Here is an 18,683-nt window from a genome sequence, read left to right as displayed (position 1 = left end):
CCCGTCCTCACCGGTCTCCGGCGCGTCCGCGGAGGAGGACCCCCGAGCGCCGAGAGCCGAACGGAGCCGTCCCGAGGTGTCCGGTCCCATCCAGCCCACACTGTCCTGTGTCCTGCTCACCATGGGCAACCGCCCCGCCGAGCTGCGCAGGGCGATCACCAGTGTGTTCGAGCAGGAGGGCGCGGACGTCGAGGTGGTGGTGGTCGGCAACGGCGCGGACCTGCCCGAACTGCCCGAGGGCGTCACCACGGTGCGGCTGCCGGAGAACGTGGGCATCCCCGAGGGGCGCAACCACGGGGTGCGCGCGACCAAGGGCGACGTCGTGCTGTTCCTGGACGACGACGGCTGGTACCGCTCGACCGGCCTGGCCCGGCACGTGCGGGAGCGGTTCGCCGCCGACCCCGCGCTGGGCGCGCTGTCCTTCCGGATCGCCGACCCGGACGGAGGTCCCGACCAGCGCCGTCACGTGCCCCGGCTGCGGGTGGGCGACTCCCGCAGGTCGAGCGTGGTGACCACGTTCCTGGGCGGGGCGTCCGCGATCCGGCGCACGGCCTTCGAGGAGGGCGGCGGTCTGCCGGGCGAGTTCTTCTACGCCCACGAGGAGACCGACCTGGCCTGGCGGATCATGGACGCGGGCTACACGATCGAGTACGACGCCGACGCGGTCATGTACCACCCGGCGGTGGCGCCGACCCGGCACGAGAACTTCTACCGGCTCAACGCCCGCAACCGGGTGTGGCTGGCCCGCCGCAACCTGCCGTGGCCGCTGGCCTTCGCCTACCTGGGGACCTGGGTCGGGCTGACGGTGCTGCGCGAGCGCGACCGGGCGGCGCTGCGCTCGTGGTTCGGCGGCTTCCGCGAGGGGTGGCGCGAGGACGCCGGTCCGCGTACGCCGATCCGGTGGTCGACCGCCTGGCGGATGACGCGCGCGGGACGCCCGCCGATCATCTGAGGCCGGGGCCGGGAACCCGACGGCGCCCCGTCCGCGGGCCGTGCCCGTATGGGGCTGCGGCGACGATGGTCGCGGTCACGGCGATCTGCTGCACAGCGGTGGTCATCACCGCGATGGCGGCGCTCATGACCTTCTTCGTGGTGCGCAACCTCCGGGCTTCCCTGCTGAGGGAGCCGGTCGAGCCCCGCCGTCCCTGCGCATTCCGCCACGGTCCGCCCCCGGAGGGATGACGGCGCGGCGGCTCCGGGGGTTCGGGGCCGGGCCTGCGCCGTCCGGACGGGACCTGTTTTCCGAGGTCAGCCGACGAACGGGGCCGGACGCCCCGCCCGGCGTCCGGCCCCTCGTCGCGTCCGCGATCAGATCTCGGTGACGACGTCCTCGTAGTCCAGGCGCGGCAGGCGGTCGAACCACGCGTCCGGACCGGGCTTGCCGACGTTCATCACCACGACCGGACGCAGCGGCGAGTCCTGGCCGAAGAACTCCCCGCGCACGCCCTCCGCGTCGAACCCGACCATCGGCCCGGCGGCCAGGCCGGCGGCGCGCACACCGATGATCAGGTACGCGATCTGGAGGAAGGCGTTCTGCTCGGCGACCCTCGCCCGGCCCTCGTCGTCGCCGGTGAACATGTCCCGGGCGGTGGGCAGCACCGGGAAGACGGTGGCCAGCCGGTCGTGGAAGTCGGTGTCCGCGGACAGGATGAGGGACAGCGGCGCGGTGGAGGTCTTGGGGGCGTTGTTGCCCGCCATGTGCCTGACCAGGCGTTCGCGTGCCTCGGGGGAGCGCACGACGGTGACCCGCAGGGGCTGGTTGTTCATCGCTGTCGGGCCGAACCTGACGAGGTCGTGGATGGCGCGGACCTGCTCGTCGGTCACCGGCTCGTCGGTGAAGGTGTTGGCGGTGCGGGCGGACCGGAACAGCAGGTCCTGGGTCGCCTTGTCGAGAACCAGCGCCTCGTTCATGTCATAACCTCTGTCGTGCTCTGCGGGCGTCGCCGGCGCGCACGCCGGGACGGTCGTTCGGGAGCACCAACATAATTATCCAGGAAGATATTTCCTGGAGCGCCAGATGTGGCCCCGGTCACTCGCTCGGGGCGAGGGGGCGTCTGACCCGCTGCCTCGGTATCTCCGGCGCGTCGGGGGCGGAGGCGTCCGCCCACTCCTCCAACCGCTTGACGAACATCCGCGCCTGGACCGGCCAGTGGTAGGAGGTCCGCGCGATCTCGTGGCCCGTGCGCGCCATCCGCCGGCGCAGGTCGCCGTCGCCGCGCAGCCGCAGCACGGCCTCCGCCGCCGCGGCCGCGTCCCCGAACGGCACCACCAAGCCCGCGTCTCCCTCGGGGCGACCCGTGACCAGCTCCTTCGCCATCGGGTTGGCGGTCGTCACCACCGGAAGGCCGTGCGCCATGTACTCCACGACCTTCGTCGGCATCGAGTGCCGGTAGTTCGGTGTGTCGTGCAGCAGGCTCACCCCGGCCGTCGCTCCCGCGCAGATCCGCAGCGCCCGGTCGTTGGGCACGAACCCGTACCACTGCAGGTCGCCGTCCTGCTGAGCCTGGCGCAGCAGCGGCCGAACCCCCGTGTCCGCGCCGCCGATCACCTCCAGCCGGACCCCTTGGGGGCGCAGCCTCCGGCCCAGCTCGACCAGCTCGTGCGCCCCGCGCGCCACCGAGACGTGGCCCAGGTACACCACCCGGTCGTCGCCCGGCTCCCGTGCGGGCTCGACCGGCACCTCGGTCGTGTTGGGCACCACCGGGTGGTCGTACCGGAACCGTGACCGGTACCCCTCCTCGGCCAGGAGCAGCCGCATCCGGCGCTCGGCCCGGCGCTCGAAGGCGCGGACCACGGAACCGAGCGGCCGGCGCACCGGCCCGGGCACCCACGGCTTGGTCAGGATGGCCGCCGCGGTGTCCTCGTGCACGTCCCACACCGTCACAGGGCGCCGTGAGGGCAGTGCCAGCATGAGTTCCGGGTCGTGGAAGAGCAGCAGGTCGGCCCGGGGGGCGTGCTCGGTGAGGACCGCGCGCGCCGCGCGCAGGGCCGCCAGCCGCTCACGGCCGACCGCCCGGGGTACGTCCACCGAGTCGACCTCGCCCCACGGAGTGACGCCGCACTCCCTGAAGGGGGCGACGTAGGTCACGTGGTGTCCTGAGTCGAGGAGGGCGCGGATCTGGCGGTGCAGGATCCGGGCGTCCTCCGGATGGTGGACCACCGTGGCCACGAGTGCGTGCATCGAACATCACCTACGAGTGTCACCGGTCGGGTCCGTCTACAGCGATGATCCGCCTCACATGCGCGGTACCAGCTGTCCGACACGGTAATCACCAGCGGAAACGGTGCGAATAAACCACGGTGGACACAAGGGGGTGATCGGGTGAACCTTGCCTGGGGCAAAGGTGAACGGAAGGGGGCACACCGATGAACCGCGGTGGGTCCGTGGTCGGTGTGCCCCCCTGGTCGCCTGTCCGGGCGGGTCCCGGCGCTCAGAGCACCCGAAGCCCCTCGTGCCGGACGGCCCGGCGCGCCTGCGCGGGCACCTCGGTGTCGGCCTCGGGCTCCGCGCGGCGGAGCACACCCCGGGTGTCCAGCAGCAGCCGCGCGTACTCCGACAGCCGCTTGGGCCGGTACTCGGCGTGGTCGGTCAACAGGATGGTCAGGTCGGCCTCGGCCAGTGCCCGGTCCAGGTCGGTGGCCCGGGGGACCTCCGCGCCGTCGACCTCCCACGACTCCACGTGCGGGTCGTGGTAGGTGAGCGTGGCGCCCTTCGCCGCGAGCTTGCGGGCCACCGGCCGCGCCGGGGACTCCCGCTGGTCGGCGATGTCGGCCTTGTAGGTGACGCCCAGCAGCAGCACCTTCGACCGGGACAGCGCCAGTCCCGACTCGTTGAGCAGCTCCTGCGCCCGCTGTGTGACGTAGGCGGGCATCCGGCCGTTGATCTCCTGGGCCAGCTCCACGAACCGGAACGGGTAGCCCAGCGTCTTGACCTTGTACGACAGGTAGTTCGGGTCGATCGGGATGCAGTGACCGCCCACGCCCGGCCCCGGGTAGAAGGCCTGGAAACCGAACGGCTTGGTCGAGGCCGCCGAGATGGCGTCCCACAGGTCCACGCCCAGCTCCTGGCAGAAGATGGCCATCTCGTTCACCAGGGCGATGTTGACGTGCCGGTAGGTGTTCTCCAGCAGCTTGGCCATCTCCGCCTCGCGCGTGCCGCGCGCCCGGACGACGGTCTGCACGAACCGGCCGTAGAACTCCGCGGCCGCCGCTCCGCACTCCTCGGTGAGACCGCCGACCACCTTGGGGGTGTTGGCGACGCCGAAGGTCGGGTTGCCCGGATCGATCCGCTCGGGGGAGAAGGCCAGGTGGAAGTCGGCTCCGGCGACCAGGCCGGACTCCTCCAGCAGCGGTCGGACGACCTCCTCGGTGGTGCCCGGGTAGGTGGTCGACTCCAGGATGACCAGGGTTCCCGGGGCCAGGTGCGCGGCGATGGCCTTGGCCGCGGAGGTGACCGCGCCCAGGTCGGGCCCGCCCTCGGGGGAGAGCGGGGTCGGCACGCAGATGACGATCACGCGTGTCCGGGCCAGGCACGAGGCGTCCGCGGTCGCGGTGAACCCGCCGTCGCGCATCGCCGCGACGTCCTCGTCGGTGAGGTCGTCCACGTGTGACACCCCGCCGTTGAGTCCGGAGACGACGCGCTCGTTCACGTCGAGGCCGACCACCCGGAGGCCCGCGGACACGGCCTCGGCCGCCAGGGGCAGACCGACGTAGCCGAGTCCCAGGATGACGAGGTCGCTGGTCCCACCGGAGGACTGCTCGGGAACGGAGACTGGGTTGGAGGCTGCGGCATCCACTTCGCGGTCACACTCGCATTCGTTGGGTGAACGGGCGCACTGTTTCGGGACAGCCTGGGAAGGAAGGTGGGGCATCCGAGTGTAGGCAGATGTCGTCCCCGGTTACGGGATCTGGCCTGGTTCGGACAATTTCCGGATAAGAGCCCGGTACGCCTGGTTGTAGCGGTATGCGGCTTCCGCCCAGGTCCGATCGGTGCCGACGCGGTTTCGACCGGCGAGACCGTACGAAACGCGCTTTTCCTGACTGTAAGCGAGTTTTGTCAGCACATCGGCGAGCCCCGCTGATTCGCCAGCCGGAATTAACTCACCAGTCACTCCCGGTTCCACAATCTCTTGCAACGCGGGCAACTCACTCGCCACAACGGGAAGCCCTCCCGCCATAGCCTCCACGGGTTTGAGCGGAGTCACCAGACGACACACCCGCTCGTCCCGGCGCGGCACCACGAACACGTCCAACGCGGAGTGGTACCGACGCACGTCGCCCGCGGGCACGCGCCCGGGGAAGTGCGCCGCCCCGGCCAGTCCCGACGCCCGGGCGCGGGCGCGCAGCGCGGGCAGCTCCGGGCCGTCGCCGACCACCAGGGCGTGCACCCTCTCCCCGCGCTCCCGCATCAGCGCCACCGCGTCCAACAGCACGTCCAGGCCCTCGTAACCGAAACAGCTGGTCGTCGTGCCGACCACGTACTCGTCCCCGCCGATCCCCAGCGCCCCGCGCACCCCCTCACGCGGCGGCAGCGGGTCGAGGAAGGACGCGTCCACCGCGTTGGGCACCACCAGCAGCCGCTCGCGCGGCACCCCCCGCGCCTCGATGTCCGCGCGCATCGCCTCGCCCAGCGTCACCACCAGGTCGGCGGCCAGCATGCACTCCGTCTCGCTGGCCCGTTCGGCCCGGTAGAAGGCGTCCTCCACACTCCGCGACGGATCCCGGGAGAGCCACGACTCCTCCAGGAAGCCGCGCACCTCGTACACCACCGGCAGCCCGTACCGCCGGCCCAGTTCCAGGGCCAGCCGCGCGTTGTGGTGGTTGCTCGCCGCGTGCAGCACGTTCGGCCGCAACGCCTCCACCAGCGGTTCCGCCAACCGCAGCCCGGCCGCCAGCTCCGCCCGCGGGTCGGCGGGCGCCGTCCACGGCAGCAGGCGGTGGTAGGCGATCCCGTCCACCCGCACCAGCGTGCGCGGGTCCGCGATCCCCTTGGTGAGCGGGTAGCCGGCCCGGGTGGCCACGTGCACGTCCATCCCCGCCTCCCGCTGCGCGGCGGCGATCCGGTGCGTGCGCTGCGTGTACCCCGCGTTGGTGTGGGGTAGCGCGTTGGTGACCAGATGCAGCACCCGCAGCCCGGACCCGGGCGCGGACGGATCCCCGGCCACACGCCACCGTTCACCGGTGGGGCGCGCCGGTCGCCGAGCGTTCACCGTGTCGTCGGGCCGCGTTCGGTGACCACGGGTTAACGTGATCCCGTGATGGTCGGGCGACGTGGACGGGGACGCGGGAACAGCGCGTCCTGTCGCCAGGGCCGTCCGATACTCCGCCGCGTCTCGGCGCGGGCCCTCCGGGAGCTGTTCGACCAGCTCACGGGCGGTGTCCGCGTCGCCTGCGGCCAGGCTGGCGGACACCAGCCGGTCGACGCGGCGGGGAGAGGCGCCCTCCGCGGCGGCGAGTACCGCCGCGCGCGCCTCTCCGCGCAGGCCCCGGTCCCAGAGCGCGTAGGCCCGCGCCGGGCCGCCCAGCCGGGCGGCCACGGCCCGGATCGCGCGCCGCAGCGGACCGGGTGCCAACCGCAGCGCCAGCAGCGGCAACCGCGCGGGATCGGACCGCAGGTGTCGCCAGGCCAACGTGACAGTGAACGTCATCGCTCGCACCCAGCGGGCGCGCGGACGCGGGACGTGGGATTCGCAAGTCTGGGTGTCATGCACGGTCAGTCACACAACCACGCGGACGTGACCAGGTGGTGACACCACGGCGACACGGACGGGACGGCTCGGGCAAGGAACCGGACGGACCACCCAGGACCCGCACCGGTCACGGTGACCTCCACCAGGTCGGATCCGCCCCACCAACCCCCTCGGTGGGCACACCACCCCAACAGAAGGAAACGTGAGAGACGTGGCATCGAGCGCTCCCCTCGGGAGTCAGGACACCGGGATCGTGCACGTGGTCGGGGCACGGCCCAACTTCGTCAAGGCCGCGCCCGTCGTCTCGGCTCTGCGCGGTCGCGGCGCGCACCAGGCGGTCGTCCACACCGGGCAGCACTACGACGACCGCATGTCCGCCGTCTTCTTCCGCGACCTGGGCCTGCCGACCCCCGACGTCGACCTCGGCGTGGGCTCGGGTTCGCACGCCGCCCAGACCGCCGCGCTCATGATCGGGCTGGAGAAGGAGTTCACCGAACGCCGGCCCGGCATGGTCGTCGTCTACGGCGACGTCAACTCCACGGTGGCCGCCGCCCTGGTCGCCGCCAAACTCCACATCCCCGTCGCGCACGTGGAGGCTGGGCTGCGGTCCTTCGACGACACGATGCCCGAGGAGATCAACCGCCGCGTCACCGACCAGCTCAGCGACCTGTGCTTCGCCACGAGCCCGGAGGCGGTCGGCCACCTGGCCGCGGAGGGCGTCCGGCCCGGCCGCGTCCACCTGGTCGGCAACCCCATGATCGACACCCTCCTGGCCAACCTCGACCGGTTCGACGCCGACGCGCTGCGCGCCCGCCTCGACCTGCCCGAGCGCTACGTGGCGGCCACACTGCACCGGCCCGCCAACGTCGACGACCCCGACACCGTGGCGCGCCTGGTCGCCCGCCTGCACGAGATCGCCGACACCACCGACGTGGTCATGCCCGTGCACCCGCGCGGCAAAGCCGCCTTCGACACGGCCGGGCTCGGCGACCACCCGCGCGTCCGCCTCCTCGAACCGCTCGGCTACCTCGACTTCGTCGCGCTCACCCGCGGCGCCGCCGCCGTGGTCACCGACTCCGGCGGCGTGCAGGAGGAGACGACCATCCTCGGCGTCCCCTGCCTCACCCTGCGCCCCAACACGGAACGGCCGGTCACCATCACCCACGGGACCAACCAGCTCGTCACCGAGGCCGACCTCCTCCAGGCGCTCGGCAAGGTCCTGGACGGGCGCGGCCCCGAGCGGCTCGGCGACGACGTTCCGCCGCTGTGGGACGGACGAGCCGGAGAGCGGATCGCCGCCGTCCTCACCCAGTGGACGAGGTGATCGCCGTGCCACACTTGCACCGACCGGCCCCCGCGCCACGCAGACCTCACACGGGGCCCGCCACCCGCCCGACCACGGACTCCCACGCCCGGCCCGGCGCCCGGCACCGTCCGACCGTCCCAGCACCCAGGCCCCCGATGGACGCGGCGGAGACGCCGATCCGACCAGAACACGAGGTGGCAGACCGTGAAACGGCGTGAACAGAGTCAGACCGAGCAGCTCAAGCAGGCGTTGGCCGAACGCGAGGCCCAGCTCCAGGAGGCGCGCGCACGCCTGGCCGCCGTGGAGGGGTCGACCTCCCTCCAGGTCGGCCGCGCGCTCACCGCCGCCGCCAAGAAGCCCGGCCGCTCCCTGGTCCGCCTCCCGCGCGACCTCTACCGCCTCTGGCGCCGCAGCGGCCAGACCAACCACAGCGAGCGCCGCCGCCCCGCCAGCGAGCCGGTCCGCTCCTTCGACGCCGAACGCCAGGAGGCCCGGCTGCTCACCGGCGTCGTGGGCGGCCGCGAGGACCGGCTCATCGCCGCGACCGTCGTCGGCCCGGCCATCCAGGCCGCCATCGACCCGTACGTGCGCACCGTGCCGCTGCGCCCGCACGACGCACAGATCGTCATGGACGGCGTCGACGTCGACCTCGTCCTGGTGTCCGCCTCGGCCGCCGCCCCGGGCTCGCCCTGGGCGCACGTGGGCGACCCGGCCGCGACCGACCGCACCCGCGCGCTGCACTGGGTCCTGGAGTCGGCCGCCGCCCGCGGCATCCCCGCCGTCCTCCTCGACGACGCGCCCGCGCCCCCCGCCCTGCGCGGACTCGGGTTCGACCGCGTCCACGCCGGCGACGCCGGGGTCCCCCTCCACCTGTTCAACCCCGTCGCCGCCGAACTCGCGCCGGGACCCGCGGCGGTCTACGTGCGGGCCACGCGCGACGAACCCGTCCCCGACGTCCTCGCGGACCTCGGCGTGCGCGTCGTCGACGCCGACGCAGCCGACCTGCCCGACGCCCTGCGCGCGGCCAACGTCGCCGTGGTCCCGGAGGCGTCGGCCGACACCGACGGCCTCCGCAGACGGGCCTGGGCCTGCGGTGCCCGCTCGGTCACCCACTCCCCGGCGCCCCACGCCGGGAGCGAGGACCTGGCGGTGTCCGTGCCGCGCCTGCGCGCCGAGCAGCCCACCGGTTCCGAACAGCGCGAGCTCCTGCGCCGGGTGTTCCTCGACGAGGCCACGCCGGTCCGCCTGGCCTCGGTCCTGGAGGGGCTCGACTTCGCCTCCGGAACCCCCGGGACCGATCTGCCGCTGCGCGGCCGCGCCGTGGCCGTCCTCGCCGACCCGGCGGGTGAGGCCGACGCCGACCAGCTCGCCACCGACCTGCTCACCGCGCGCCTCCGCCCCGCCGAGGTCGTCGTCCCGGGGACGGCCGCCAAACTGACCGGTGTCAAGCGGCTGCGGTCGGAGGGCGTGACCGTGCGCACCGTCCGTGTCAGTGCGCCCGACACCCCCGAGGAGCTCACCCGCGAGGCCGGACCGGTTCCGGGGGACACGCACGGCGGACTCTCCGCCCAGAGGTGGGCCGCCCTGGCCGAACGCGCCACGTCCCCCTGGGCGCACCCGTGGACCGGGCCGCTCGGCGACCACCGGCTCGTCGACCTCGTGTGCGCCGCCGAGTGCTCCGGAGCCGACGCCGTCGGTACGGCGGACCCCGGTACCGACGCCGCCGATCCGCTCACGGGAGCGGGGGAGCGCGGGTTCTTCGACCGCCCGGACAGCGGTGGTCGCCAGTACGTGTTCGTCAGCGCCATCACCCCGGAACTGGCCCGGACCGAACTCCTGCGCCGAGGCTGGCGCCCGAGGGAGTGGAACCGTCGCGGCAGCCGCCTCCTCGCGCTGGGTCCGGACCACGGCACCGGCACCGACCCCGGCGGCGACGGGTCCTCCAACTCCGCCGCCCAGACCGGCGCCGTCGGTTGACCCCCGACCGCGCCGACCGCCCCGCACGGGCAACCCGAAAGCATCCGAAGGGAAGAACGTGAGTACACCTCCTCCGCGCGCACTCCTGTACGGGGACGTGGATCTCAACATCATCGACGGTTCCGCGATCTGGGCGCAGTCGATGGCGCAGGCCCTGGCCGCCGCCGGATGCGAGGTCACCCTCCTACTCAAGGCGCCCGTGCGCACCGACCGGCTGACCGCGCCCCTGACGGAGGTGCCCGGCGTCCGGCTGCTGCGGCCCTACGAGGACAAGCTCCTGTCCGACCTCGGGCCCAGGGGACTCACCCCGGAACAGGCAGTCACCCTGATCACCAGGCAGGACGAGCGGTCGCACTTCGACCTCGTGGTGGTGCGGGGCAGGCGCCTGGCGGGGCTGGCCGCGCAGGAGGAGTCCCTGTCCGGACGGCTGTGGACCTACCTGACCGACTTCCCGCACGGTGTCGCGGAGTTCACGGCCACCGCCACGGCCGAACTCACCGACATCGCGCTCGCCTCCCGGTTCCTGCTGTGCCAGACCGAGGAGCTGCGGGCCTTCCTGGAGTCGTCGGTCCCCGCCGCCTGCGGGCGTTCGGTGCTGTTCCCGCCCGTGGTCGTGGTCCCCGACGACGTCCGCGCCGACGGGGAGGTGCACGCCCGCGCCCGCCTCGCCTACACGGGCAAGTTCGCACCCGGCTGGAACACCCTGGAGATGACCGAGCTCCCGGCCGAGTTGGCGCGGCTCGGTGTGGACGCCGAGGTGGTGATGATCGGCGACAAGATCCACTCCGACCCGCCGGACTGGGCCAAGCGCATGCGCAGGGGGCTGGAGAACACCGACGGGGTGGACTGGCGCGGCGGTATGGCGCGCGCCGAGGCGCTCCGCCAGGCCGCCGGATGCGACTTCGGGCTCTCCTGGCGCGACCCGTCCATGGACGCCAGCCTCGAACTGTCCACCAAGGTCCTCGAACTGGGCGCGCTCGGCCTGCCGGTGGTCCTCAACCGCACCCCGATGCACGAGGCCATGCTGGGCGGGGACTACCCGCTCTTCGCCGGCACCGGGGTCGGCTCGGTCGCCGCCGCCGTGGCCCGGGCCCACGCCGACCGCGCCGTCTACGCGGACGCGGCCGAGCGCTGCCGCCGGGCCGCGGCCGACCACACCCTGGAACGCGCCGCCGCGCGGTTGCGCCGCTGCCTGACCGAGGCGCTCCCGCCCGCACCGGCCGGGACCGACCCGGAGCGCCCGCTCAAGGTGGTCGTGGCCGGGCACGACCTGAAGTTCTTCACCCGCCTGGCCGACTACCTGGACTCCCTGCCCGGGCTCGACGTGCGGATCGACCAGTGGGAGGGCCTGAGCACCCACGACCAGTACCGCTCCCGTGAACTCGCCGGGTGGGCGGACGTGGTGATCTGTGAGTGGTGCGGACCCAACGCGCTGTTCTACGCCAAGTGGAAACGCCCCGACCAGCGGTTGGTCGTGCGTCTGCACCGGTTCGAGCTCTACGCCGAGTGGCCGCGCAGACTCGACATCGACAAGGTGGACGCGGTGGTGTGCGTCAGCCCCCACTACGCCGACCTGACCCGGGAGATCACCGGCTGGCCCGCCGACAAGGTGGTCGTCGTGCCCAACTGGGTGGACGACGAACAGCTGCACCGGCCCAAGCTCGCGGGCGCGGAGTACTCCCTGGGCATGATCGGGATCGCGCCCTCGCGCAAGCGCCTGGACCGCGGGCTGGACGTGCTCGCGGAACTGCGGCGGATGGACCCCCGGTACACGCTGTCGATCAAGACCAAGCAGCCGTGGGACTACTGGTGGATCTGGAACCGGCCCGAGGAGCGCGCCTACTTCGAGGGCGTCTACCGGCGGATCCAGCGCGACGAGCGGCTCGCGTCGGCTGTGGTCTTCGACCCGTTCGGTCCGGACGTGGCCACCTGGCTGCGGCGCGTGGGGTTCATGCTCTCCACCAGCGACGACGAGTCGTTCCACCTGGCGCCCGCCGAGTGCGCCGCCTCGGGCGGGGTGCCCGCGCTGCTGCCGTGGCCGGGCGCGGACACCATCTACGACCCGCACTGGATCCACGACGACGCGGTGGAGATGGCCGAGGCCATCCACACGGTCGTGTCCGAGGGGCGCTTCGGGGAGGAGGCCGAACGGGCCCGCGCGGAGGTGACCGGGGCCTACGGGCTGGCGCGGGTGCGCTCGCTGTGGAGCGACCTGGTGGTGCGCGGGAAGGTGCCCCAGGCGGCGTCGACCCCGACCGTGGCCTAGCAGTGTTTGCTTTGGGCCAAGGCGGGGCGGTCGCTCCAGGGGGCTCCCGAACACGGTCCGAAGCGAAGCGGAGGACCACGACAAACACAGTCAGACCGGGCCGGTCATCTTCGACAGACCGCCCGCACCCGCGGGCAGGAACAGCGCGAAGGTGGTCGGCCGGGTCTGCACCAGCTCGATCCGGGCCCCCTCCGACTCGGCGATGTGCCGGGCCAGGGCCAGCCCCAGACCTGTACCGCCGTCACCGCTGACCTCGCGGTCGAAGATGCGCCCCGACAGGTGTTCGGGGACGCCGTCGCCCTCGTCGCTGACCTCGACGCGCACGGAGTGGCCGGTGTCGAGGCGGCGGATGGTCACCGTGCCCGCGCCGTGCTTGTAGGCGTTCTCGACCAGCGTGGCGAGGATCTGCGCGAGGTCGCTCGGCACGGTCATGGCGGTCAGCCCCGGGTCCCCCGCGACGACCAGGTCGCGCCTCTCCTGCTGGAAGACCGGGGACCACTCGGCCTGGAGGTGGTTGAGCACCGGGTCGAGCTCCACCGGTTCCACCTCGGGGTTCTGGCTCTTGCGGGCCCGCCCCAGCAGGCTCTCGACGGTCTCGACGAGGCGTTCGGTCTGGGCGAGGGCGGCCTCGCCCTCCTCCCGGACCACCTCGGGGTCGGCGGCCTCGGCGACGATCTCCTCCAGGCGCATGGTCAGCGCGGTGAGCGGCGTGCGCAGCTGGTGCGAGGCGTCGGTGGCGAAGTGGCGCTCGGTGGCGATGAGCCCGGCGATGCGCTCGGCGCTGCGGTCGAGCACCTCGGCCACCCGGTCCGCCTCGGGTATGCCGTAGCGGTGGCCCCACGGGGTGGCCACGCCCGATCCCAGACGCTCCGCGGTGGCCGCCAGGTCGGCCAGGGGCAGGGTGAGCCTGCGGGCCTGGAACATCGACAGCCCCACGGCCACGCCGATGGCGAGCAGGGACAGCGATCCGATCCCGAGCCAGGCACGGACCACGCTGCGCTGGACCCTGTCCGCGCTCGCCCACACCTGGACGTGCGTGCCGCGGGCGGTGGTGTCCGTGGCCCGGAGCAGGCTCGGTGCGTCCGGTACGGCGGGGTTCAGGGTGGGGTCGCCGGCCGTCGTCGCGGTGGTCTCCCCGGGGGGCGTGATGCGTATGAACCGGCGCGGGTGCTCGGAAGCCAGCTCGGCGAGGTCCAGGTCGCCCTGGAGTTCGAGCATGTTGTCGCTCTCCGCGCCGATGAGTTCCGCCTCGCTCCGGAGCTGCTGGCTGGCCTCGTCGTGCACCATCTTGTACGTGAGCGCACCCAGCGGCAGGCCGAGCAGCATGACGGCGATGACGGTCACCACGAGGGTGGAGAAAACCATCCGCCTGCGCATGTCACCTCATCCGTGCGACCCGGGCGGCCGATCGCGTCCAGCGTGTCGGCGCGCGGTCGGGTCAGTCCCGTTCGAAGCGGAAGCCCACACCCCGCACGGTGGTGATGTAGGACGGCTGGTTGGCGTCGTCGCCGAGCTTGCGGCGCAGCCAGGAGATGTGCATGTCCAGGGTCTTGGTCGACCCCCACCAGTTGGTGTCCCACACCTCGCGCATGATCTGCTCGCGGGTCACCACCTTGCCCGCGTCGCGGACCAGCACACGCAGGAGGTCGAACTCCTTCGTGGTCAGCTGGAGTTCGCGTTCACCGAGCCAGGCGCGGCGGGAGTCGTTGTCGATGCGTACACCGTGGACGACCGGAACCTCGGCCCCGCCGCGTCGCAGGAGGGCCCGGACACGGGCGAGGAGCTCGGCCAGGCGGAACGGTTTGGTGACGTAGTCGTCCGCCCCCGCGTCGAGCCCGACCACGGTGTCGACCTCGTCCGCGCGGGCGGTGAGGATGAGGATGGGCGTGCCGTGACCCTCGGCGCGCAGCCGACGTGCCACCTCGAGGCCGTCCATTTCGGGCAGCCCGAGGTCCAGGACCATCAGGTCGATGTCTCCCGCACGGGCACGGTCGAGTGTCTCAATGCCGTTGACGGTCACGTCCACCGTGTACCCTTCGCGGCGGAGCGCACGCGCGAGGGGCTCGGAGATCGAGACATCGTCTTCGGCCAGCAAAACGCAGGTCATGCTCCTGATCGTAGGTCTGGGGTCGCGCATTTCCCTATTATGCGCGCCGGATGGCCCAAGGTTGGCCGAAAATACGCTAATCCCATACCGGGCAATCCGTTCATTCATCCCTATTGTGAATTTTCTTTGCTTTTTCTTGGCGATACCAGGATGCTGGGTGCTCGTGTGCGGGTGGAGTCCGCTGCGCCGTGTGCGTTTCCGGGGCGCCCCTGGGCATCCCTCACCGTGCGGAAGTGGGACACTGCATCACGCGACGGGACATGGAGGCGGCTCCGGTGGGCATCGACGCGGTGTCGGATCCGTGTTCGGCCGCCGACCCCCGTCCGAGCGCGATCATCCCCAGATCCCCAGACCCCGAGGAGCCCCTTCGTGAACGAGCACACCCCCGACCCGGGAGGCGGCTTCGGGCCGCCGCCCCAGGGACCGCAGCATCCCCAGGGGGTGCAGGGCCAGCAGCCCCGTTACCCCCAGGCGTTCCTGGACCCGCGGGCGCAGCAACCCGGCCAGCCCCAGGAACCGCAGTACTGGCAGCACCAGCAGGCTCCACCGCACCCCCAGCCACCGCAGGACTTCCAGGGGCAGCAACCACCGCAGGGTCCGCCCCAGGGTCCGCCCCAGGGACCGCAGCATCCCCAGGGTCCGGCAGGGCCCACCCCGCCCCCTCCGCCGGGGCGCGGGCGCTACGGGACCGGTGTGCTGGCCGTACTCACGGTCATCGCGGTCCTCGCGGGAGCCTCCTTCCTCGGCGGTGGGCTCGTGCTCGGGCAGACGGTGGTGGGCGGACTCACCGCCGGTCCCGCGCCCGAACCCACCGAGGACCCCTCCCCCTCGGAGGGGCCGACCGAGGAGCCGACACCGGAACCCACCGAGGAGACCGCGCCGACCGACGAACCCGAGCCCACCGAGGAGGAGATCGAGCCGGAGGAGCTGCTCACCTCCACGGAGCTGCTCGACGAGCTGTCCGCCGACTTCGACATCACCGACCGGATCGACACCACCGGCGACATCTGCGAGTCCGCGGAGGGCGAGGACGCGTTCTTCCAGTGCACCTCCGCGATCGACACCAACCTGGTGCGGGTCATCGCCTTCGACAGCGTCGGCGCCGCCGCGTTCATGACGGGGCTCCTGGGCGCGGACGAGGAGGGTGACTCCGTCGACGTGCAGAGCGCGTGCCACTTCGTGCTCATCTGGTTCGAGCAGAACGGCCTGGACCAGGGCGAACGCGACGACATGGCCACCGCCGCCGAGGAGGCCGTCGGCTGCTTCTGAGCCGGGCGCCGGGCGCCCCTCCGTCCGGGGCGCCGCCTCGTGTCGTTACGCGCGTGAGCTGTCACTTCGGGTGACAATTGCCTTGTTGGTGCGGTCCGTCGGGCTTGTGTGGTCCGGGGCCGCTCCACCGAGCACATCCACCCTGGTGCCGGCCCAGAACACCCCCCGCGGCCGCCAGCCCGGCCGGAGCGCCGACACCGGCAACCACCCCCGCCCCCGCGTCCGGGGCGGGACGAGGAGCGGCGATGGCCAGCAGACGATTCCTGAGAGTGATGACGGCGGTCCTGGGGCTCACGACGCCCATGGCGCTGTCGGCCCCGGCCGCCACGGCGGAGAGCGCGGCCGTGCGGGCACCGGTCCCGGCGCCGCTCTCGCCGACCCAGGCGCGGGCGGAGTCCGCCTCACCGCGGCTGTACTACACGACCTGGCGGGACGCCAGCACCTACTGGTCCGCGGACACCCGCTACGCGACGGGCGGCTGGCTCTGGCCGGGACGGCACTACGTCTTCTGCCAGGCCAAGGGGCAGCCGCACACCGACGGCCAGGGCAACAGCACCATGTGGTGGGTGCTCACCGACGACGACACCGGCAACCGGGACGTGTTCGTCAGTGCGACCGCCTTCGAGGCGTCCGAGCCGTGGCAGCCGATCGAGGGCCTGCCGCGCTGCTGAGGCCCCGGCCGCCGGCCCGGGGCGCCCGCCCCGCACCGGCGGCCGGGACGGCGCCGTCCCGGCCGCCCCGAGAGGGAGCCGGGACGGGCGCCGCCGGATCAGCGTCCCTCGACCTCGAAGGTCAGCGGGCCGGCCAGGACGGCCCCGTCGCCGTCGAGCAGGTAGGCGGTGAACGTACCGGCCCCCAGCACACGCGTGCTCACGGGAACACGGCCCCACGCGCGACGGGCCCCGCGCGTGGCCAGCGGATCCCCCTCACCGGGGGAGACCCCCTCGGCGAACACCGCCACGCGGTTGTCGCGGCCCGGGGAGTCGGTGGAGTAGCCCAGGATCGCCGTCGCGGGCTCCCGGACCGGCGTGCGGTGCAGCTCCAGCGTGCCGTTCGGCGTGCCGACCGGGTCGGTGGCCCGGTCACCGACCACGATCCGGCCCGAACCGCCCTCGGGGTAGCGCTCGGCGGTCACCCGGCCCTCCAGGGCCCCCGTCAGGTACTGCTCCAAGGCGCCCTGGTAGGTCGCGCCCACGACGGTGAAGTCGGCCCCGCGGAACGGGTACATGTCGCCGCCGCGCGCGGAGAAGTCGATCGTGGCGACCGTGATCGGGTCGCCCTCGACCACCGCGCCGTCCCGCACGATGACCGTGCCGTCGTGCAGGATCACCTCGCGGACCCGGTCGCCGGGGGTGACCACCCGGCCGTCCGCGTCGACCTCCTGGGCGGTGCGCTCCGGGTCGTAGGCGAAGTTCACGCCGCCGACCTGCATGAACCCCCCGTTGGCCGCGGGCGCGGCGTGCACGCCGTGTTCGAGCAGCTCCTTGATCTGCGAGCGCGGGAGGTCCGGCACCACCACGGCCTGGTTGGCGAACGGCGCGATCCCGTAGGTGTCCAGCGCCGTCAGCGGTCCCGCCGGGATGACCGACGAGTTGCGGATGCCGCCGCCGTTCTGGATGCCGATCTGCGGTTCGGGGACCCCGTACTCCGCCGCGTTGCGCCGGCCGGTGTCCAGCAGGGCGTCGGCCATCAGGTTCCCGAGGTTGGTCTCCTGGGTGCGCACCCCCGGGTCCCGGACGCCGTCCAGTGCGACCTCGCTCTGGGCGACCACGGTCTCGTCGAGGGCGGCGACGTGCTCGGAGACCGGCTCGGTCACCTGGCTCCGCACCTCGGCGTCCGGCTCGACGGCGTCCTCACCCGTGCCCGAGACCCGGACGGCGCCCGAGCGATCGGAGACGGAGGACACCCGGCCGTCGGCGTCGAAGTTGATCACCAGTCGGCCGATGTACTTGTGGTTGGCGCCCGCGGTGACGATCGGCACGTCGGCGCCCCCGGCGTCGCTCGCCCACAGCGGATACGCGAGGGGATCGCCGGTGGACGGGTTCGCGGTCACCTCGTCGCCGGGGACCAGCGGGTCGTCGGCGTTGGCCATGACCTCGTGGCCGCCGCCGGAGACGATCGCGTCGACGTCGGTCAGCTTCTCGGCGACGCTCGCCTCGAAGCCGATGTTCTGGAGGTGGGAGATCATGACGATCTTGTCGACACCGTCGGCGGTGAGCCGGTCGACCTCGGCCTGCACCGGCCCGACGACCTCGTCCAGGACCACGTCACGGGGGCTGCTGATGCTGTGGAGATCCGGGTAGAGGGCGCCGACGACGCCGACGCGCTCACCACCGGCGTCGACCACCGTGCTGGGCGCGATACGGCCCGCGTCGGCCAGGGCGGCCAGGCGGGGCTCGCCGGACACGTCCACGTTGGCCGCGACGACGGTGGTGCCACCGGTCAGCCCGTCGAGGAAGTCGGCGTACACGTCCGGTCCGAAGTCGAACTCGTGGTTGCCCATCGACACCGCGTCGTAGCCGACGTGGTTGGTGGCGATCGCGTCGTAGAACGGTGCGCCCTCCTCCATCGAGGCGGAGAACTCCGGCCCCGGAAGGTAGAGGTCGCCGGAGTTGACCGACACCACGCCCCGCTGCGCGGACTCGTCCGCGCCCGCACCGTCACCGGCGTTCTCGGCGTCCCGGAGGTCGTGGAAGAGGGCGGTGTAGCGGGCGGCGCCGCCGAAGTCGGGCTGGCCGGAGGCGTGCAGCAGCGCGGACTCGGGGTCGTTGCCGTGCAGGACCGTCAGGGTGAAGTCGGTCCCGGCCTGGGTACCGGGGGCCTCCTGGGGCGCGACGGCCGCCGCGGAGACGGACACGGACGAGGCGACCAGGCCGCCCGCCAGTACCAGCGCGCCGGACGCGCGCACGAGTCTGGTCATGCTCTGTGGCTCCAGTTTCTCGGGGGAAGGGGGGATGCGGGGACGGCGGGGCCGTCCCGGGAACGGGGGGCAGAGGGCATCACCCTAGAGGACGCAGGGCCTCCTGACACGTGCTCCGGGGTGACGATGCGGAGAACCCGCGGTGCCGG

The 18,683-nt window shown here is 72.8% G+C and carries 15 protein-coding genes; 7 read left to right on the top strand and 8 right to left on the bottom strand.

Features of this window, described 5'->3' with window-relative positions; all coding sequences use genetic code 11:
- The first annotated feature begins 121 nt into the window (after positions 1 to 121).
- Together ACTVAJ_RS00625 and ACTVAJ_RS00620 are read left to right on the top strand one after the other, a co-directional pair.
- Positions 122 to 952: a glycosyltransferase family 2 protein gene (locus ACTVAJ_RS00625; RefSeq protein WP_470386074.1), complete on the top strand. Its 831-nt coding sequence runs from the start codon at positions 122 to 124 to the stop codon at positions 950 to 952.
- Positions 953 to 1,017: 65 nt separating this feature from the next.
- Positions 1,018 to 1,182, top strand: coding sequence for a hypothetical protein (locus ACTVAJ_RS00620; protein WP_470386004.1), 165 nt, complete (start codon positions 1,018 to 1,020; stop codon positions 1,180 to 1,182).
- A gap of 126 nt (positions 1,183 to 1,308) precedes the next feature.
- On the opposite strand, the gene ACTVAJ_RS00615 is transcribed toward ACTVAJ_RS00620, so the two are convergent.
- The 4 genes from ACTVAJ_RS00615 to ACTVAJ_RS00600 all read right to left on the bottom strand — a co-directional run bounded on the left by ACTVAJ_RS00615 (position 1,309) and on the right by ACTVAJ_RS00600 (position 6,647).
- The gene (locus ACTVAJ_RS00615) at positions 1,309 to 1,911 is read right to left on the bottom strand and encodes a malonic semialdehyde reductase (RefSeq protein WP_470386003.1); all 603 of its coding nucleotides are present in this window, start codon (positions 1,909 to 1,911) and stop codon (positions 1,309 to 1,311) included.
- Between the two features lie 118 nt (positions 1,912 to 2,029).
- The gene (locus tag ACTVAJ_RS00610; RefSeq protein WP_470386002.1) at positions 2,030 to 3,181 is read right to left on the bottom strand and encodes a glycosyltransferase family 4 protein; all 1,152 of its coding nucleotides are present in this window, start codon (positions 3,179 to 3,181) and stop codon (positions 2,030 to 2,032) included.
- Positions 3,182 to 3,431: 250 nt separating this feature from the next.
- Positions 3,432 to 4,796 carry a nucleotide sugar dehydrogenase gene (locus ACTVAJ_RS00605; RefSeq protein WP_470386001.1) on the bottom strand — a complete coding sequence of 455 codons (1,365 nt, stop codon included), beginning with the start codon at positions 4,794 to 4,796 and terminating at the stop codon, positions 3,432 to 3,434.
- A 102-nt stretch (positions 4,797 to 4,898) separates the two neighbouring features.
- Positions 4,899 to 6,647, bottom strand: coding sequence for a glycosyltransferase family 4 protein (locus ACTVAJ_RS00600; RefSeq protein WP_470386000.1), 1,749 nt, complete (start codon positions 6,645 to 6,647; stop codon positions 4,899 to 4,901).
- 253 nt (positions 6,648 to 6,900) lie between these two features.
- Here ACTVAJ_RS00600 and wecB point away from each other — a divergent pair, with 253 nt between their 5' ends.
- The 3 genes from wecB to ACTVAJ_RS00585 all read left to right on the top strand — a co-directional run bounded on the left by wecB (position 6,901) and on the right by ACTVAJ_RS00585 (position 12,238).
- The gene (gene wecB / locus ACTVAJ_RS00595) at positions 6,901 to 8,013 is read left to right on the top strand and encodes a non-hydrolyzing UDP-N-acetylglucosamine 2-epimerase (RefSeq protein ID WP_470385999.1); all 1,113 of its coding nucleotides are present in this window, start codon (positions 6,901 to 6,903) and stop codon (positions 8,011 to 8,013) included.
- A gap of 186 nt (positions 8,014 to 8,199) precedes the next feature.
- Positions 8,200 to 9,972 (top strand): hypothetical protein, encoded by a 1,773-nt coding sequence (locus tag ACTVAJ_RS00590; protein WP_470385998.1) that lies wholly within the window; start codon positions 8,200 to 8,202, stop codon positions 9,970 to 9,972.
- 58 nt (positions 9,973 to 10,030) lie between these two features.
- Positions 10,031 to 12,238 carry a glycosyltransferase gene (locus ACTVAJ_RS00585; RefSeq protein ID WP_470385997.1) on the top strand — a complete coding sequence of 736 codons (2,208 nt, stop codon included), beginning with the start codon at positions 10,031 to 10,033 and terminating at the stop codon, positions 12,236 to 12,238.
- A 90-nt stretch (positions 12,239 to 12,328) separates the two neighbouring features.
- Here ACTVAJ_RS00585 and ACTVAJ_RS00580 read toward each other — a convergent pair whose 3' ends face one another.
- From ACTVAJ_RS00580 to ACTVAJ_RS00570, 3 genes are all read right to left on the bottom strand, one after another.
- Positions 12,329 to 13,615, bottom strand: coding sequence for a sensor histidine kinase (locus tag ACTVAJ_RS00580; protein ID WP_470385996.1), 1,287 nt, complete (start codon positions 13,613 to 13,615; stop codon positions 12,329 to 12,331).
- 61 nt (positions 13,616 to 13,676) lie between these two features.
- Positions 13,677 to 14,345, bottom strand: a complete 669-nt coding sequence (locus ACTVAJ_RS00575; RefSeq protein WP_017570862.1) for a response regulator transcription factor — start codon at positions 14,343 to 14,345, stop codon at positions 13,677 to 13,679.
- A gap of 333 nt (positions 14,346 to 14,678) precedes the next feature.
- Complete coding sequence (locus tag ACTVAJ_RS00570; RefSeq protein ID WP_470385995.1) at positions 14,679 to 14,975, bottom strand: hypothetical protein; 297 nt, start codon at positions 14,973 to 14,975, stop codon at positions 14,679 to 14,681.
- A 63-nt stretch (positions 14,976 to 15,038) separates the two neighbouring features.
- On the opposite strand from ACTVAJ_RS00570, the gene ACTVAJ_RS00565 reads away from it, so the two are divergent.
- Together ACTVAJ_RS00565 and ACTVAJ_RS00560 are read left to right on the top strand one after the other, a co-directional pair.
- Entirely contained in the window at positions 15,039 to 15,614 is a 576-nt protein-coding gene (locus tag ACTVAJ_RS00565) for a hypothetical protein (protein ID WP_470385994.1), read from the top strand.
- Between the two features lie 245 nt (positions 15,615 to 15,859).
- A complete protein-coding gene (locus ACTVAJ_RS00560; RefSeq protein WP_470385993.1) occupies positions 15,860 to 16,285 on the top strand; it encodes a hypothetical protein in 426 nt (141 codons plus the stop codon).
- A 98-nt stretch (positions 16,286 to 16,383) separates the two neighbouring features.
- Here the strand turns inward: ACTVAJ_RS00560 and ACTVAJ_RS00555 are convergent, their stop codons facing one another.
- Positions 16,384 to 18,534, bottom strand: a complete 2,151-nt coding sequence (locus ACTVAJ_RS00555; RefSeq protein ID WP_470385992.1) for a bifunctional metallophosphatase/5'-nucleotidase — start codon at positions 18,532 to 18,534, stop codon at positions 16,384 to 16,386.
- Positions 18,535 to 18,683: the final 149 nt, after the last annotated feature.

The sequence above is a fragment of the Nocardiopsis sp. KDC1DS13DA1 genome, from assembly GCF_055632325.1.
The sequence above is the reverse complement of the archived record's forward strand: the minus strand, read 5'-3'. Positions and strand labels throughout refer to the sequence as shown.

Bases quoted from the DNA above. Each gene is read 5' to 3' on its own strand.
- ACTVAJ_RS00625 (WP_470386074.1), top strand. From the start codon at position 122: ATGGGCAACCGCCCCGCCGAGCTGCGCAGGGCGATCACCAGTGTGTTC.
- ACTVAJ_RS00620 (WP_470386004.1), top strand. From the start codon at position 1,018: ATGGTCGCGGTCACGGCGATCTGCTGCACAGCGGTGGTCATCACCGCG.
- ACTVAJ_RS00615 (WP_470386003.1), bottom strand. From the start codon at position 1,911: ATGAACGAGGCGCTGGTTCTCGACAAGGCGACCCAGGACCTGCTGTTC.
- ACTVAJ_RS00610 (WP_470386002.1), bottom strand. From the start codon at position 3,181: ATGCACGCACTCGTGGCCACGGTGGTCCACCATCCGGAGGACGCCCGG.
- ACTVAJ_RS00600 (WP_470386000.1), bottom strand. From the start codon at position 6,647: ATGACGTTCACTGTCACGTTGGCCTGGCGACACCTGCGGTCCGATCCC.
- ACTVAJ_RS00580 (WP_470385996.1), bottom strand. From the start codon at position 13,615: ATGCGCAGGCGGATGGTTTTCTCCACCCTCGTGGTGACCGTCATCGCC.
- ACTVAJ_RS00575 (WP_017570862.1), bottom strand. From the start codon at position 14,345: ATGACCTGCGTTTTGCTGGCCGAAGACGATGTCTCGATCTCCGAGCCC.
- ACTVAJ_RS00570 (WP_470385995.1), bottom strand. From the start codon at position 14,975: ATGCTGCGGTCCCTGGGGCGGACCCTGGGGCGGACCCTGCGGTGGTTG.
- ACTVAJ_RS00560 (WP_470385993.1), top strand. From the start codon at position 15,860: ATGGCCAGCAGACGATTCCTGAGAGTGATGACGGCGGTCCTGGGGCTC.
- ACTVAJ_RS00555 (WP_470385992.1), bottom strand. From the start codon at position 18,534: ATGACCAGACTCGTGCGCGCGTCCGGCGCGCTGGTACTGGCGGGCGGC.